Origin of the sequence: Pseudomonas sp. NPDC087358 (assembly GCF_044900785.1) — a bacterium.
Lineage (GTDB): Bacteria > Pseudomonadota > Gammaproteobacteria > Pseudomonadales > Pseudomonadaceae > Aquipseudomonas.
The window spans coordinates 480,240-496,517 of sequence record NZ_JBJDOA010000003.1 but is presented as its reverse complement, the minus strand read 5'-3'; the positions used below and the strand labels follow the sequence as shown (position 1 = coordinate 496,517).

Sequence of the window (16,278 nt, the reverse complement as noted above, 5' to 3'; positions counted from 1 at the left end):
CCAGTCGCGAAAGGGTTCACTCAGGGGCTGGATCTGCGGGACTCACTGGCCATGACTCAGCTTGCGACTCAATAACGCCTCCCTGAGCAATCGGGCCGCCGGCGAGTCGGGCACACTTTTGCGCGAAACCAGCTCGTAGGGTTCGCTGCGCGAGGTGATCGGCAACGCCAACGTGGTGGTGAAGCCATACGCAGAACAGAAATTGGCGACATCCGTGGACACCAGCGCCACCAGGCTCGGATTTTCCTGAAGCAACGACAAGGTGGCGAACGCCGATGTGGTTTCCAGCAGGTGCACCGGGAAGCGCTGGTCAGCCTCGTGGAATTCGCGCTCCAGCAACAGACGCATCGGCATGTTGGCGCGGTACACGACCCAGCGGTAATCGGCGAGGTCCTTGAGCGTCAGCCGTCTGGCGTAGGCAAACGGATGCTTGGTGCTGGCGATGACGGCCAGGGTTTCATCGACCAGCACCGCACTCTCATACAGATAAGGCGTGGTGCTGACCGTGGTGCGACAGATCGCCAGGTCCAGCCTGCCAGCATCCAGTTGCGCGAGCAGCGCGGCGCTGGTGTCCTCGACGATCTCCACCGACATCTGCGGGTTGTCGGCGATCACACGACTGATCGCGGTGGTCAGCAGCGGCACGGCACCCATGATGGTGCCCACCGACACCCGACCACCCTGCCCGCTCATGATGCCGTTGAGCTCCTCGCGCAGGTGCGCAAGGTCGGTCTGGATCAGCCGCGCGTAGCGGATCACCGAGCGGCCGGCATCGTTGGGCTCAAGCCCACGGTTGGTCCGGGTGAACAACGAGGTGCCAAAGGTGGTTTCGATTTCCTGCAGCGCTTTGCTCGCGCCCGGCTGGGTCAACGCCACCTGTCTGGCCGCGCCCAGCAGCGACCGGTGCTCGTCCAGGGCGATCAGCAGACGCAGCTGTTTGACGTGCAGGCGGGACATGATCGAGTTGAGGGATGGGGTCATCTGGATTAACTAAAAGTTATAGGGGTATCGAAAGTCGTCAGTATCGGACGTGTTCATTGCGGACCTATAGTCAGCCCCACAACCAGGCAATGCAATGGGTTTGCACGCCGGGACGAGGTCCTCGCAGCGCTGACCGATTGTGACAATAACAATCCTGTATAACTTGTGGTGAAGCATGTCTCTGATCAATTACGTAACCAAGATCCAGTTCGGCTATGACAGCCTGCAGACCCTCGCCGACGAAACCGCACGTGCCGGGATCAAGCGCCCGCTGATCGTCACCGACGCAGGCGTGCGCCGGGCCGGCATTGTCGACAAGGTCATCGCCGCCCTGGGCGTCAGCACCCCACCGGCGATCTTCGACGCCACCCCACCCAACCCCAACGAAAGCGCGGTGCGTGCCGCGGTTGCGCAGTACCTGAGCGCCGAATGCGACGGCATCATTGCCGTCGGCGGCGGCTCGTCGATCGACCTGGCCAAGGGCGTTGCGGTGTGCGCCACCCACGACGGTCCTTTGCAGAGTTTTGCCGTGATCGAGGGCGGCCTTGAGCGGATCACCGCCGCTACCGCGCCCTTGATTGCCATTCCCACCACTGCCGGCACCGGCAGCGAAGTCGGACGCGGTGCGATTCTTATCCTCGACGACGGCCGCAAGGTCGGAGTGATCTCGCCTCATGTGATCCCCCGCGTGGCCATCTGCGATCCGGAACTGACCCTCGGCCTGCCGTCGATGCTGACCGCCGCCACAGGAATGGACGCCATCGCCCACTGCATCGAAACCTTCATGGCCCCGGCTTTCAATCCGGCGGCAGACGGTATTGCCCTCGATGGTCTGTGGCGCGCCTGGCAGCACATCGAGCGCGCCACCGCAGAACCGGGCGACCGCGAAGCGCGGCTGAACATGATGAGTGCGTCGATGCAAGGCGCGCTGGCCTTCCAGAAAGGCCTGGGGTGCGTGCACAGCCTGTCCCACGCGTTGGGCGGGATCAATCCAACGCTGCACCACGGCACCTTGAACGCGATCTTTTTGCCGGCGGTTGTGCAGTTCAATGCCGACTCGCCGAGCGTGCGCGATGAACGCAAGCTCGAACGCCTGCGCCACGCCATGGGCCTTGCCGGGGATGCCGACATCGGTGCGGCCATCGAAGACATGACCCGACGCCTGGGCCTGCCGACCCGCCTGAGCGACATCGGTGTCGATGAAAGCCTGTTCGCCGGGATCGTCGAGGGTGCGCTGCACGATCACAGCCACAAGACCAACCCGCGCGAAGCCTCACCCGCCGACTACCGGTCGATGCTCGCGCAATCGCTGTAACGGCCGCACGACACACCCCACGCCTGACCACAATAATAAAACAGGAGGCACCGTCATCGGCGCATCGGCTCAGGCCGGGCGACGATGGCTGACCCAAGATGAAGCCCACCGTCCTTATCGAACGGCAAGACTCGATTGCCATCGTCACCCTGAGCAACCCGGAAAAGATGAACGCGCTGACCCTGTCCATGTGGCAGGACCTGCGTGACGTCATGACCGAGGTGTCCGCTGATCTCGACCTGCGCTGCGTGGTGTTGCGCGGCGCTGGCGAGCAGGCGTTTGCCGCAGGCGCCGACGTCAGCGAATTCCCGATTGTGCGTGGCGACACCGCCCAGGCGCGAAGTTATGCCGACGTGACCTCGGCCGCCATGCGCGCTATTGCCGAATGCACCCACCCGGTGATCGCCATGATCCATGGTGTCTGCGTCGGCGGCGGGCTGGAAATTGCCGCCTTGTGCGACCTGCGCATCTGCGGTGAGTCCAGCCGTTTCGGCGCACCGGTCGGCAAGCTCGGGCTGGTGATGTCCTACGACGAAATGGCCGGACTGGTCGCGCTGGCCGGACGCTCCACCACCCTGGAAATCCTTCTGGAAGGTCGCATCCTCGATGCCGCCGACGCCTACGTCAAACAGCTGGTGACCCGCGTGGTGGCCGACGATCACGTTGAAAACGAGAGCCTGGCCTGCGCCCGACGCATTTGCGCCGGCGCACCGCTGGTTGCCCGCTGGCACCGTCAGGCGGCACGGCAACTGGAAGCCGGCAGAGCGCCCAGCGCCGAGCAGATCGACACCAGTTACTTCTGCTACGACAGCGAAGACTTTCACACTGGCCTGAGTGCTTTCATCGATAAAGCCCGGCCACAGTTCAAGGGGAAATGACATGGGACCGTTGACAGGAATGCGCGTGGTTGAACTGGCTCACATCATGTCCGGGCCGGTGTGCGGCATGATGCTGGCCGACATGGGTGCCGATGTGGTGAAGGTCGAGAAAGTGCCCGATGGCGACGACTCGCGGCGCTTCTCGCCGATCATGGACAGCGGCGAATCGGCAGCCTTCATGGTGGTCAATCGCAACAAACGCGGCATCGGCCTGAACCTCAAGACCGAGGGTGGCCGCGATGTCCTTCGCCGCCTGCTGCAGGACGCCGACGTGGTCACGGAAAACTACCGCGCCGGGACCATGGAGAAATTCGGCCTGGGGTACGACACCCTCAAAACCCTCAACCCGGGACTGATCTACTGCGCGATTTCCGGCTACGGGCGCAGCGGGCCGTTTGGTGACAAGGGCGGTTTCGACCTGATCGCCCAGGGCATGAGCGGCATGATGAGCATGACCGGTGAAGCCGGACGCGAGCCGGTCAAGGCCGGATCGCCGGTGGCCGACATCAATTCCGGGATCCTCGCCGCCTTGGGCATCTGCGCCGCTTATGCCGCCAAGCAACGGACCGGACTGGGGCAGATGGTCGACACCTCACTGTTCGAAGCCGGGCTGCAACAGATGTACTGGCCGGCGGCGTCCTACTTTGCCGACGGCACCATCCTGCCGAAAATGGGTTCGGCCAACTCCACCAGCGCGCCGTATCAGGTGTTCCGCACCGCGGACGGCTGGATCAACATCGGCGCGGCCAACCAGGCCAACTACGAACGCCTGGTCGAAGCCCTGGCAGTGCCGCAACTCAAGGCTGACCCGCGTTTCGCCAGCAACGCCCTGCGCCTGCAGCACCGCCCGGCGCTGGTGGAAATTCTCAACGAGGTGCTGGTCGCCCGCACCACCGATCAGTGGATGGTGCTGTTCGATGGCCTCGGCCTGCCCGCAGGTCCTGTGCTGGACATCGCTGCCGCCGTCGCCCATCCGCAAACCCTGGCGCGCGGCATGGTGGTGGAAACCGACCATCCCACCGAAGGCCGGGTGCGCGGCATGGGCCTGCCGATTCACTTCTCCGACATGGACCAGAGCCAGGACAAGCCTGTCAGCCGCCCCGCTCCGCTGCTGGGCGAGCACACCCGCGAGGTGCTCAGGGAGAGTGGTTACGCCGAGGACCAAATCAACGAGTTGATCAGCAGCCAGGCCGTGCTCGCGCGCAGTGCCTGAGCGGCGGGTGTCAGTCGCCGTCGATCACCCGGACAGATCATCAAAACAAGAACAACAAGGTGAACATCATGAGTCGCATCCTGACCGAAGGCGTAAGCCGCCGTTCATTCCTGATCTCGGCCGGCGCGGCCACAGGCGGGGCGTTCGCCGCCAGCCTGTTGCCGTCGTGGGCCTTTGCCGCCACCAAGCCCATCGTGCTGCGCTACACCAGCAGCCTGCCCGACACCCATCCGCTGAACCAGCAGATGAAAGCCGCCTCGCAGGCGATCGGCAGCGAGACCAATGGCGCCGTCGACCTGCAGGTGTACGCCAACGCCTCGATGGGCGGCGACACCGACATGTTGTCCCAGGTCCGCGCCGGCGCGGTGGACTTCATCCCCTTGCCCGGCGCGATCCTGTCGACGCTGGTGCCGATGATGTCGATCGAAAGCATGCCGTTCGCATTCAAGGACTACGACAGCGTGTGGGCCGCCCTTGACGGCAAGCTGGGTGAGCACGTACGCGCCCAGACCGCGAAGACCGGACTGATCGCCATGGACAAGGTGTGGAATAACGGCTTCCGCCAGATCACCAGCTCGACCCGTCCGATCAACACGCCCCAGGATCTTGCCGGGTTCAAACTGCGGGTATTGGTCAGCCCGTTGTGGACCTCGATGTTCAGCGCCCTGGGCGCCTCGCCGACCGGCATCAGCATCAATGAAACCTATTCTGCCTTGCAGACCAAAGTGGTCGATGGCCAGGAAAACCCACTGGTGGTGGTTGAGTCGGCGCGCTTCTACGAGGTGCAGAAGTTCTGCTCGATGACCGACCACATCTGGGGTGGGTTCTGGATGCTCGCCTCGGGCAAGACCTGGCCGAAGCTGCCCGCCGACGTGCAGGAAATCGTCGCCCGGCAGATCAACGCCGCAGCGCTGGTGCAACGCCAGCAAGTGATCGACCTCAATGCCAGCCTGGAACCTGCGTTGACTGCCAAGGGGGTGACCTTCAACAGGGTCGACCGCTCGCTGTTCCGCAACGAGCTGCAGAAAAAGGGTTTCTACGCCCAGTGGAAGAACAAGTACGGCGATGAGGCCTGGGCCCTGCTTGAACAATACGCAGGTCAACTGTCCTGAGCCGGAGGCATGGTCATGAAAAACGAGATCCCCGTGGCACCGCTGTCTGTGCCCAAGCTGTCCATGACGAACAGTAGTCGCGCTGAAGGACTCAGCCCGCGCCACGCCATTTTCCGTCTGGGGCGTGCCCTGGACACTGTCCTGCGCTGGACCACCGAAGGCAGCGCCGCGCTGCTGGTGGTGGTCGAAGTGGTCCTGCTGTTCGGCAACGTGTTTTGCCGCTACGCGCTCAACCAGCCAATTGTCTGGGGGGATGAAATGGCCTCGCTGCTGTTCCTCTGGCTGGCGATGCTGGGCTCGGTGGTGGCCATGCGCCGAGGCGAGCACATGCGCCTGACGTCGTTCATTGCCCACTTGCCTGCGCCCAAACGCGCCTTCGTCGACACCTTCGGCGCGGTGATCGTCATCACCTTCATCGTCATGCTGTTTTCCCCGGCGTGGGAATACGTCAGTGACGAATGGATCATCACCACCGCTGCACTGGAGATTCCCAACGCGCTGCGCGTCTCGGCGATCGCCGTGGGGCTGAGCCTGATGCTGATGACCTGCGTGGCGCGGCTGATGACTACCGCGCGGCTGATCGATTTCGTGGTGTCGGTGGCCATTCTCGGCTCGGTGGCGGCGCTGTTGTGGAGCGCTGAAGGTGTCATGCAGCTGATGGGTAACTGGAACCTGATCGTCTTCTTCCTGGTTGGCGTGATGACCATGATCGTCATGGGCGTGCCGATCATGGTGGCGTTCGGGCTGGCGACTGTCGCCTACCTGTCGACCATGACTGATACACCGCTGACGCTGGTCGTCGGGCGGATGGACGAGGGCATGGCGAGCCTGATTCTGCTGGCGATTCCGCTGTTCGTGTTCCTCGGTGCGTTGATCGAGGCCATGGGCATGGCCCGGGCCATGATCGCCTTTCTCTGCTCGCTGATCGGTCATGTCCGCGGTGGACTGTCCTACGTCCTGATTGGCGCCATCTACCTGATTTCCGGCATTTCCGGCTCCAAGGCCGCCGACATGGCAGCCATCGCCCCGGCACTGTTTCCAGAAATGAAGAAGCGCGGCGAGGATGAAAACGAATTGGTGGCGATGCTCAACGCGTCCGGCGCCATGTCCGAAACCATCCCGCCAAGCCTGGTACTGATCACCATCGGTTCGGTGACCGGCGTGTCGATTTCCGCGCTGTTTACCGGCGGTTTCATGCCCGCGGTGGTCGGAGCCATCGCCATGGCGGCGGTGGTCTGGTGGAAGAACCGCAAGCGTGATGCCTGCGAGGTCAAGCGCGCCAGCGTCCGGCAGATCGGTCGTTCATTGCTGATCGCCCTGCCCGCCCTGGCCCTGCCGTTCGTGATTCGTACAGCGGTGGTCGAAGGCGTGGCCACCGCCACGGAAGTGGCCGCCATCGGCGTGGCGTACACCTTCGTTGCCGGCCTGCTGTGTTACCGCTGCTTCGACTGGCGCCGGCTGTACCCGATTCTGGTCAGCACCGCATCGTTGTCGGGCTCGATCCTGATCATCATCGGCAGCGCCACGGCCATGGCCTGGGCCCTGACACAGTCAGGCTTCTCCCATCAGCTGGCACAACTGATGTCAACGGTACCCGGCGGCGCCCTGGGTTTTCTGATCATCTCGGCTTTGGCCTTCATTGTCCTGGGCAGCTTCCTGGAAGGAATTCCGGCCATCGTGCTGTTCGGCCCGCTGCTGTTTCCGATCGCCCGAGCGATGGGTATCAACGACGTGCACTACGCCATGGTCGCGATCTTCGCCATGGGTCTGGGCCTGTTCGCCCCGCCCTTCGGTGTGGGCTTCTACGCGGCCTGCGCCATTGCCAAGGTCGACCCTACAGGCGCCATGCGCCGGGTCTGGCCGTACCTGGGCGCGCTGGTACTGGCCCTGGGCGTGCTGATCGCCGTGCCCTGGGTGTCCATCGGCTTTTTGCCGACGCGTTGAACCCCAGCTGACTTTCAATGCCGCTGGACACTGGCTCGGCGGCTCACGCTCCATTCATTGCGCAAGAGGTTGCCCATGAACTTCTCCACCCTGAACACCGGCGATTACACCGAGCGCCAATTGACCGTCGACCGCGAACGCACCATCTCGTTTCTCGGCGAAGACCTGCGCATTTACGCAACGCCACGGCTGGTGGATGACATCGAACAGACGTGCCTGGACTACCTGCTGAACTTCCTCGACGAGGGTGAGAACAGCGTGGGAGCGGCGGTCGACATCCGCCATGTCGGCGCCACGTTGTCGGGCATGTCGGTCAGCATCGTCGCCAGCGTCACGCGGATCGAGGGGCGTAGCGTGACCTTCAATATCGAAGTCCGCGACGAGGTCGAGTTGGTGGCCACCGCGGCCCACACCCGCGTGGTGATCAATGTCGCCAAGTTGCGTGCGCGGGTGCAGGCAAAAGCGGCGTCGGCGCTGACGAGTGATGCCCAAGACGTCGCCCTGAGCACCGCGCGTCTGGCGACGTCACGTTGAAGCAGGGAGCCGGCGCCATGATTACCCTGCATCAACACAACGGTCTGCCCAGCCTGGCGCCTGAAGGTGCGCTGCCGGTTGTCGATGCCCACCATCATCTGTGGGATCTGTCGGCCGGTCGCTACCCGTGGTTACAGGATGATTATCACCACGAGTTTTTCCTCGGCGACTACCGCTCGCTGTGCCAGGATTTCTTGCCGCAACAGTTTCTTGCCCTGACCCGCCAGCAACGGCTGATCGGCACTGTGCATGTCGAAGCCGAGCGCGCGCGCGACCAACAGCTGGCCGAAACGTTATGGCTGGAACAGGTGCATGCCCGCTTCGGTTTCCCCAACGCCATCGTTGCCCACGCCTGGTTCGATCGCGACGACAGCGAGCAGATGCTCGCCGCCCAGGCGGCGCGGCCATTGGTCCGCGGCATCCGCTCAAAGCCGGTGACTGCGCCCTCGCCAGAGGAATCGCTGCGCGGCGTACCCGGGACGATGCAAGACCACAAGTGGCTTGAAGGCTTTTCTCGCCTTGAGCATTACGGCTTGTCCTGGGATTTGCGCGTCCCGCCCTGGCACCTGATCGAAGCGGCAGCAGTGGCTGCGATGTTTCCCAATATCCAGATCGCCCTGAACCACACAGGGTTCGCCTGGGATCGCAGCGAAACCGGCATGCGTCGCTGGCGCAAAGGACTGGAGGCGCTGGCATCGCAGCCTAACGTGCACATCAAACTGTCCGAATTCGGCCTCAAGGACTCGCCATGGCGCTATGAAGACAACCGCGTGGTGGTCAGCCACGCGCTGGAAACCTTCGGCCCAGAGCGTTGCATGTTTGCCAGCAACTTCCCGGTCGCCGGACTGCGTGCCTCCTATGACACGATTGCCAACGGCGTGGCGCAGATGCTCGAACCCTGGGGCCGGGCAGTGCAGGAAGCGGTATTTGCGGGCAATGCCCAACGCTTTTACCGCCTGCAACTGCCGGCGTCTGGAGCGTCGGCATGACTGACTTGGCCATCGACTGGCGCGCACGCTTTCTCGCCAGCGGCGACGACGCTGATCTGCCCATCATCGACCCTCATCAGCATTACTTCGACATCGAGCAGCACTACTACCCGTGGCTCAATGACCGGCCATTGCGCGCCTTTCGCTATGGCGATTACAGCTCCATCTGTCGCAACTTCCTGCCCGCCGATTACCGGCGCGCCGCGGGTCGCCATCGAATTGTCCAGACCGTGGTCATAGAGGGTGAATGGGACCCGGCGAGCCCGGCCAGCGAAATGCGCTTCATCGAAACGCTGGCAGCCGAGGAGTCGACCCTGGCGGCGATGGTCGGCCAGGCCTGGCTGGATCGTGAAGACGCTGCCCAACTCTTGCGTCACTACGGCGCCCATCCGTTGCTGCGCGGCGTTCGCCACAAACCGACGGTGACCGAGCGTAACCGCTGGCGCGATGACTTCGCCGCGGCCGGGTCCATGCGCGATCCGCGTTGGCGCGACGGCTATGCACTGCTCGGCGACAACGATCTGCACTTCGAGCTGCAAGCCCCTTGGTGGCATCTGGCGGAAGCCGCCGAGCTGGCGCGCGATTTCCCTGACGTGACCATCGTGCTCAACCACACAGGGCTGCCCTCGGACCGCTCTGCCGAAGGCCTGGCCGGATGGCGTCAGGCGCTGGCGACCCTGGCCGGCGAGCCCAATGTGGCGCTGAAGATCTCCGGGATCTGCATTCCCGGTCAACCGTGGCCGATCGCGTCGAACCGAAGCATCGTCAATGACGCCATTGCCATCTTTGACCTCAGCCGCTGTGCGTTTGCCAGCAACTCCCCGGTGGACGGCGTGGTGAACGGCATGAGCGAAATCTATGACGGTTTCAAGACCATCGTCGGCGACAGGCCAGTGCTTGAGCGTCTGGCGCTTTTCCATGACAACGCCCGGCGTATTTACCGACTGCCCTGAGCGTTCTCATCTACCTGTCCACATGCCTGCCCGCCGCTGCATCGGGCCCTTGAAGGAGTACTTATGTTTGAAGTTTCAGGTCACAACTACATCGCCGGCACCCGCTCGGCCCAAGGTTCGCTCACCCTGCCGAGCCATGACGCCAGCAGCGGCGAGGCCCTGCCCTATGGGTTTCACGCGGCCACGACCAACGAGGTGAACCAGGCGGCACAGGCAGCGGCGAGCGCCTACCCGGTGCTGCGCAACCTGCCTGCCGAGCGTCGCGCGCAGTTCCTCGATGCCATCGCCATGGAGCTGGATGCGTTGGACGAGGCGTTCATCGCGCTGGTCTGCCGTGAAACCGCATTACCCGCCGCACGGATCCAGGGCGAGCGCGCGCGCACCAGCAGTCAGATGCGTTTGTTTGCCCAGACGCTGCGTCGCGGCGATTTCCATGGCGCCCGCATTGACCGCGCCCAGCCCGATCGTCAGCCGCTGCCACGTGCCGATCTGCGTCAATACCGCATCGGTCTGGGACCGGTGGCGGTGTTTGGCGCCAGCAATTTTCCGCTGGCGTTCTCCACGGCCGGGGGCGACACCGCAGCCGCCCTGGCTGCCGGCTGCCCGGTGGTGTTCAAGGCGCACAGTGGGCACATGGCGACCGCTGACTACGTCGCCGACGCTATCGTGCGTGCCGCCGAAAAAACCGCAATGCCCAAAGGCGTTTTCAACATGCTCTACGGCAGCGTCGGCGAGGCATTGGTCAAGCATCCGGCGATTCAAGCGGTAGGTTTTACCGGCTCGCTGCGCGGCGGTCGCGCACTGTGCGACATGGCAGCCGCGCGCCCGCAACCGATCCCGGTGTTCGCCGAGATGAGCAGCATCAACCCGGTGTTGTTGATGCCAGAAGCGCTGAAGTCACGCGGCGACAGGATTGCCGCCGAGCTGACAGCATCGGTGGTCCTGGGTGCCGGTCAGTTCTGCACCCGTCCGGGCCTGGTAATCGGTGTTCGCTCGCCTGAATTCACTGCCTTCCAGCTACGTTTCGCGCAACTGATGAACGAGCAGGCGGCGCAGACCATGCTCAACAGCGGCGCCCTGAAAAACTACTGCCACGGCCTGGAAAACCTGGCGGCCCATCCAGGCCTGACGCACCTGGCTGGCGCCAAACAACAAGGCAACCAGGCTCGGCCCCAATTGTTCAAGGCCGATGTGAATCTGCTGCTTACAGGCGATGAATTGCTGCAGGAGGAAGTGTTCGGCCCCACCACGATCCTCGTCGAGGTGAACGACAAGGCCCAACTGATACAGGCGCTGCACGGCCTGCGCGGTCAACTCACCGCGACCTTGATCGTTGAGGACACTGAACTCACTGATCTGGGTGAGGTGCTCGCCTTGCTGGAGCAGAAAGTCGGCCGGGTGCTGTTCAACGGCTATCCGACAGGCGTCGAGGTGTGTGAGGCGATGGTCCATGGTGGGCCTTATCCTGCGACCTCGGATGCCCGCGGTACCTCGGTCGGCACGTTGGCCATCGACCGCTTTCTGCGCCCGGTCTGCTATCAGAACTGCCCGGACGCCCTGCTGCCTGACGCGCTGAAAAACAGCAATCCGCTGGAGATCGCCCGCTTGCTGGACGGTGTCAGCAGCCGCGCGGCGTTATAAACCGCACAACCCTTTGGCAGTGAGCTTGCTGGCGAATGCCAACGGTCAGAGACGTATTTTCAACTCAGGCCCACGTCAGCAAGCCGGCTCGCCAGGGAAACTCATGATCGACCGAACCAGCCCCGCGCCTGTTGCGAATCAGGCGCTGGATGCGTTCGCCCCGAATGTCGTCGCACCTACCCTTAAAACAAAAACAGAGGAAGTTCCATGCTCGTCAAACCACGCCCGCTACCCCGTCTGATGCTCGTACTCGGTGGGGCGCTGCTGCTCAACTCGGTCAACCTGCCACTGGCCGCTGCCAACACCTTACCCGCCGCGACGCCGGCGCCCATGCAATGCGCAACCGAGTCCACCCCGCGTTACAACAAAACCCCGACCGGTTTTCTGATGGTCCTGCGCCAGGGCGACAATGCCTTCAAGGAACTGAGCAGACTGGCCATCGCCGAGAAGATCCCCAGCGCTTCGATCAGCGGCATTGGTTTTGGCAACGTGAAGTTCGGGTTCTGGAACAAGGACAGAAAGGATTTCGACACCCGGGTCTACAGCAACATGGAGATGGCCAGCATCACCGGCTCGCTGGCGTGGAAAAACGATCAGCCGTCCATCCACATGCACGGCGTGGCAGGCGATGCGTCGTTTCAGGCCTACGGCGGGCATATTCTGGATTTTGACGTGACCACCGGCTCCATGGAACTGACCGTAATCGTGCACCCCAAACGCCTGGAGCGCGGCATCGATCCGTGTATCGGCGCCAACGTGCTCGGGCTCTGACCGACCAGGCTGCCCGGGTCTGGACATCGCCGTCGCGGTCCGGGCGCCGCTTGGTCTTATTCGCACGGCGCCTTGGGCCGTTCGCCATGCCGCAAGGCTGTGTCGGACTGCAATCACGGGCCTGGGCTCAGGAACACAAGCCGACTTCCTCGGGTCTGCTGTCAATGAGGACGGCACATGACTCTTTTCGATCGACGACACTTCATTAAAGGTGCACTGGTTTTCGGCGCGGGTGCCATTGCGCTGCCGACCGGTTTCGCCAGGGCGGACAGAATGCGAACTCCACAGACACGCTTGCTGCAACGCAACGACTGGGTGCCGAACAACCCGCGCCTGCCGGTGCTGCATTACACCGATGTGATCAACGAGGGCGACGTCGCTTCGGCGATGGAAGCGCTGTTCACGCAAAACGGCTGGAAGCCGGCATGGCGCGATGGCGTGTTTGACTATCACCACTATCACTCGACTGCCCATGAAGTACTCGGCTTCGCCGCAGGCAGCGCACGCCTGATGCTGGGCGGGCCGGGTGGGCATGAGGTGACGGTCAACAAGGGCGACGTGGTGCTGCTGCCCACCGGCACCGGCCATTGCCGCCTCTGGGCAAGCGAGGACTTGCTGGTGGTCGGCGGTTATCCGCCTGACCAGCCATGGGACATCTGCCGCCAGGCGCCCAGCGCGGCGATGCTCAAGCGCATGGCCGCGCTGCCGTTTCCGGAAACCGACCCGGTGAGCGGAAGACAACCGCCGTTGACCCAATACTGGCCGGTGGGGTGAGAATCGATTGGTAGGCAACGCATCACCAATCCAGCGTGATCCGGCTTTCGAACACCCGCTCCTGCCCCGTCAGCGGATCGATGAATCGCAGCCCCTGGGCCAACAGTTTCAAGGGCTTGTCATACTCATCCAGCGCATCCTTGATCACATCCGGATAAAAAGGATCGTTGCAGATAGCCGCGCCCAGCGCGGCCATGTGCACTCGCAACTGGTGTTTCTTGCCCGTCACCGGATAAAGCCCGTAGCGCCACAGATCGGCAGTGCGCTCACGTACCTCGATCCGCGTTTCGGTGTTGCTCGGCCCTTCGCCTTCCTGCATGCGAAAAAACGGCTCGCCATCGATCAGCCGGCTTTTATGCACGCGGGGGAAGTCCAGGTCAGGCAAAGGACGGGCGATGGCTTCATAGCACTTGTCGATCTTCCGGGTCGGAAACAGTTGCTGATAGGCCGAACGGCTCTGCTTGTTCGCTGAAAACAGCACCAGGCCTGCGGTATGACGATCAATGCGATGCAGCGGCACCAGGTCCGGGTTATCCAGCGTGCGGATCAGGCGCCGCAGCAGTGTCTGCTCGATATATTCCCCAGCCGGGGTCACCGGCAGAAAATGCGGTTTATCGGCGACCACCAGGTGTTCGTCGGCGTAGAGAATCGTCTCCTGTACCGGTATCGGCGTCTCGTTGGGCACCTCGCGAAAATAGTGGATGCGCAACCCCTCGCGATACGCCAGATCCACTTGGATCGGCTGCCCCTCGCCGTCCAGCACCCGGCCACGGGCGATACGGTCAAGCCATTGCTGGCGGCTGATGGCGCTGAAGCGCTCGCACAGACAATCGAGCACGGTCAGCCAGGGGCCAGGCGGCAGATACAAGGTACTGGCCTGATGATGGGCGGGGGTGAAAGCGGATTCGGACATGGGCAACTCAGGATCGGCAATGGCGGATGCGAACAGCGGCGCGATTATCGCTCAGCGTCGCCGCCCTGTGCGAACAAAGGCGGCTGCGATGTGATTGCAATGGCGACGACGGCCGTCACCTTCGTTCTCAACTGCCCACTGATCCCGATAGCAGCACCGCTTGGCGGCGGCGAAGTCCCTGAGCTACTGGCAAGCTGAAGTGTTGCGCAAGCGACTGGCACTCCAGCGCGTGACGATTTGCCGCAGCGTTTAGATGTACCAGTTGTCAGACATCTACATGACAGCAGTAGATGCGGAAAATGATTTGTTCTAAAATGTTTCCAAATCGGCAAGCAGGCGCGAAACCGAACGCACATGAAGCTTTTCATGAGCAACCTCGAAAACGCCTGCCAGACCTGAACTCATAAAAAGAAAGCCCGTCCTCGACGGGCTTTTTTCGTTTTCAGCGTTTGTACCGCGCGTCAGGCGCGATTGCCGGGACTTTCACGTCGGCACCCAAGGCTCAAGTATCCGAAGTCTTGCACTGCCCACGACAGATTTTCTCTTTCAAACTTTGAGGTTACGCCATGCTCGGTCAACTGTTTCAATGGATCAAACGCCTGTCCACCGGTACCTCCGCCGAGAACGACGAAAGCTATTCGCAGTCGTTCTCCGACGAAGAGCGCGATGTCGGTCGCTGGACCTTCATGTCGGTGTTCATCGTTTTCACCCTGAGCCTGTATGTCGTCGCCGGCCTTGGCTACTACGCCAAAGTCCACGTCTGGGACGGCATGAGCGATGCGCAGAAAGAAGCAGTGGCCAAGGCGATGGTGGTGGACACTCAGTATCTCTGAGCGACAGGTTCGAGGCCGGATTCAAGCGTAAGTCGACGGGTCTCAGGCGGCTAGTCGCGCAAGAACATCACCACCTGATCGGTGTCGAACGGCCAGTCCAGTTCGGCACCGGTGTCCGTGCGTCGCAACACCGGAATGCGCAGGCCATAGGCCTCACTCATGGCCACGCTCTCTGCGATATCGATCAGTTCGATCAACAGGCCATGCTCCACCAGGGGCATCAGTTCGGCCTCGGCGACTTCACACAAATGACAACCCAGGGTGCCGAGCAGTTGGCATTCCGGTGGCATGACGTGGCCCTCTGATCACGGGTTTTCTGCGCTGTGCGGTGTGCCAGTTTATGCCCGCCCGGAAATCGCGTCGAGCCTGAAACGCCGTCTGGAAAAATCGTTGGAACGGTCAAGCACCGGTTTCTCGAAACAGCGATAGCCGACCCAGCCGTAACACAGGACTGCCACCAGCATCAGCATCGAGAACAGTGCGTTGTCCAGCAGGCTGTCTGGCCGGTTGCCGAGGATCTGCCAGGCGCGCCCGACGACGCCCAGCACCAGCAAATGCGAGAGATACACCGTGTAGGACATATCCCCGACTGCCACCAGAAACGCTGGCATGCGTATGTGCCTGCGCCGCTCGAGCAGCGCCAGGCCGAAGATCAGCGTGCCGAATACCGCCGCCACGGCGACCATTCGCAGCATGCCCTGCTCATCGAATAGCCGGTAGTAGCCGATCAACCCGATACCCGGCAGCAACGCCGCAAGCAACGCTGCGCAAATCACCGGGGTCGCAATCCGCGCGCTGTGGCGACTGTAAAACAGCAACGCCAACGCCACACCGGCGATGAACTCCAGCGCGTACGGGTGCAGCATGATCTTCAGCGCCGAGTTGTAATCCTGCCAATCGGCAAGGCTGTTGAACAGCAGCAGGATCACCGCCCACCCCGCCAGAAACGCCGGCAGCCAACGCTCGCGAAAAGCCATCAGGCCGGTGAACACCAGGTAAAACCACAACTCGAAAAGCAGCGACCAGGCCACCATCACCAGCAGCACGCGATCGTTGGGCAGCAACAACAAGGACATCAGCAGATTGGACGAGCCGTGACTGCTGTTGACCATGCTCGGCTGGACCAGCACCACCGCCAGCGTCAGCAGGTAGTACAGCCAGTAGGTGGGATAGATCCGCGACACACGGTTGAACACAAACCGCTTGGATTCGGCACGGCTCTGAAAACGTTCGCGGCTGACGATCACCATCACAAAGCCACTGATGATGAAGAACAGGTCGACGCCCAGCTGGAAGAAATCCACAAGCGGCGGCAGCAGGACGTCGCCGCCGGAATATTTGTGCTCCACCGCGCTCATGTGGAACAGCACCACACCCAGCACGGCCAGCCCCCTCAAACCCTGCAGGGAATAGATACGCTCCATCGA

General features: G+C 62.6%; 16 protein-coding genes. 12 read left to right on the top strand and 4 right to left on the bottom strand.

The genetic code is table 11. The annotated features are described in order from the left end of the window. Window positions 1-42 precede the first annotated feature (42 nt). Window positions 43-981, bottom strand: a complete 939-nt coding sequence (locus ACI2KS_RS09060; RefSeq protein WP_404619220.1) for a LysR substrate-binding domain-containing protein — start codon at window positions 979-981, stop codon at window positions 43-45. Window positions 982-1,156: 175 nt separating this feature from the next. On the opposite strand from ACI2KS_RS09060, the gene ACI2KS_RS09055 reads away from it, so the two are divergent. The 11 genes from ACI2KS_RS09055 (at window position 1,157) to ACI2KS_RS09005 (ending at window position 13,105) form a co-directional block, all read left to right on the top strand. After that, window positions 1,157-2,296, top strand: a complete 1,140-nt coding sequence (locus tag ACI2KS_RS09055; RefSeq protein ID WP_404619218.1) for an iron-containing alcohol dehydrogenase — start codon at window positions 1,157-1,159, stop codon at window positions 2,294-2,296. Between the two features lie 98 nt (window positions 2,297-2,394). Then, window positions 2,395-3,174, top strand: coding sequence for an enoyl-CoA hydratase-related protein (locus ACI2KS_RS09050; RefSeq protein WP_404619216.1), 780 nt, complete (start codon window positions 2,395-2,397; stop codon window positions 3,172-3,174). Window position 3,175: 1 nt separating this feature from the next. After that, window positions 3,176-4,387, top strand: a complete 1,212-nt coding sequence (locus ACI2KS_RS09045) for a CaiB/BaiF CoA transferase family protein (protein WP_404619214.1) — start codon at window positions 3,176-3,178, stop codon at window positions 4,385-4,387. Window positions 4,388-4,455: 68 nt separating this feature from the next. Next, window positions 4,456-5,499 carry a TRAP transporter substrate-binding protein gene (locus tag ACI2KS_RS09040; protein WP_404619212.1) on the top strand — a complete coding sequence of 348 codons (1,044 nt, stop codon included), beginning with the start codon at window positions 4,456-4,458 and terminating at the stop codon, window positions 5,497-5,499. Between the two features lie 15 nt (window positions 5,500-5,514). After that, the gene (locus ACI2KS_RS09035) at window positions 5,515-7,443 is read left to right on the top strand and encodes a TRAP transporter large permease subunit (protein WP_404619211.1); all 1,929 of its coding nucleotides are present in this window, start codon (window positions 5,515-5,517) and stop codon (window positions 7,441-7,443) included. A gap of 75 nt (window positions 7,444-7,518) precedes the next feature. Further along, window positions 7,519-7,977, top strand: a complete 459-nt coding sequence (locus ACI2KS_RS09030; protein ID WP_404619209.1) for a thioesterase family protein — start codon at window positions 7,519-7,521, stop codon at window positions 7,975-7,977. 17 nt (window positions 7,978-7,994) lie between these two features. Beyond that, window positions 7,995-8,966 (top strand): amidohydrolase family protein, encoded by a 972-nt coding sequence (locus ACI2KS_RS09025; protein WP_404619207.1) that lies wholly within the window; start codon window positions 7,995-7,997, stop codon window positions 8,964-8,966. Next, complete coding sequence (locus tag ACI2KS_RS09020; RefSeq protein WP_404619205.1) at window positions 8,963-9,919, top strand: amidohydrolase family protein; 957 nt, start codon at window positions 8,963-8,965, stop codon at window positions 9,917-9,919. Before ACI2KS_RS09025 ends, ACI2KS_RS09020 begins: the two co-directional genes overlap by 4 nt. Window positions 9,920-9,982: 63 nt before the next feature. Then, a complete protein-coding gene (locus tag ACI2KS_RS09015) occupies window positions 9,983-11,560 on the top strand; it encodes an aldehyde dehydrogenase (NADP(+)) (protein WP_404619203.1) in 1,578 nt (525 codons plus the stop codon). Window positions 11,561-11,767: 207 nt separating this feature from the next. Continuing rightward, window positions 11,768-12,331, top strand: a complete 564-nt coding sequence (locus ACI2KS_RS09010) for a PPC domain-containing DNA-binding protein (protein ID WP_404619201.1) — start codon at window positions 11,768-11,770, stop codon at window positions 12,329-12,331. Window positions 12,332-12,508: 177 nt separating this feature from the next. After that, the gene (locus ACI2KS_RS09005) at window positions 12,509-13,105 is read left to right on the top strand and encodes a cupin (RefSeq protein WP_404619199.1); all 597 of its coding nucleotides are present in this window, start codon (window positions 12,509-12,511) and stop codon (window positions 13,103-13,105) included. 22 nt (window positions 13,106-13,127) lie between these two features. Here ACI2KS_RS09005 and ACI2KS_RS09000 read toward each other — a convergent pair whose 3' ends face one another. Continuing rightward, window positions 13,128-14,018 (bottom strand): pseudouridine synthase, encoded by an 891-nt coding sequence (locus ACI2KS_RS09000; RefSeq protein WP_404619197.1) that lies wholly within the window; start codon window positions 14,016-14,018, stop codon window positions 13,128-13,130. 566 nt (window positions 14,019-14,584) lie between these two features. On the opposite strand from ACI2KS_RS09000, the gene ACI2KS_RS08995 reads away from it, so the two are divergent. Then, window positions 14,585-14,851, top strand: a complete 267-nt coding sequence (locus tag ACI2KS_RS08995; RefSeq protein WP_404619196.1) for a hypothetical protein — start codon at window positions 14,585-14,587, stop codon at window positions 14,849-14,851. A 50-nt stretch (window positions 14,852-14,901) separates the two neighbouring features. On the opposite strand, the gene ACI2KS_RS08990 is transcribed toward ACI2KS_RS08995, so the two are convergent. Both ACI2KS_RS08990 and ACI2KS_RS08985 read right to left on the bottom strand, forming a co-directional pair. Continuing rightward, window positions 14,902-15,141, bottom strand: coding sequence for a glutaredoxin family protein (locus ACI2KS_RS08990; RefSeq protein ID WP_404619194.1), 240 nt, complete (start codon window positions 15,139-15,141; stop codon window positions 14,902-14,904). Between the two features lie 48 nt (window positions 15,142-15,189). Beyond that, complete coding sequence (locus ACI2KS_RS08985) at window positions 15,190-16,275, bottom strand: acyltransferase family protein (protein WP_404619192.1); 1,086 nt, start codon at window positions 16,273-16,275, stop codon at window positions 15,190-15,192. Window positions 16,276-16,278: the final 3 nt, after the last annotated feature.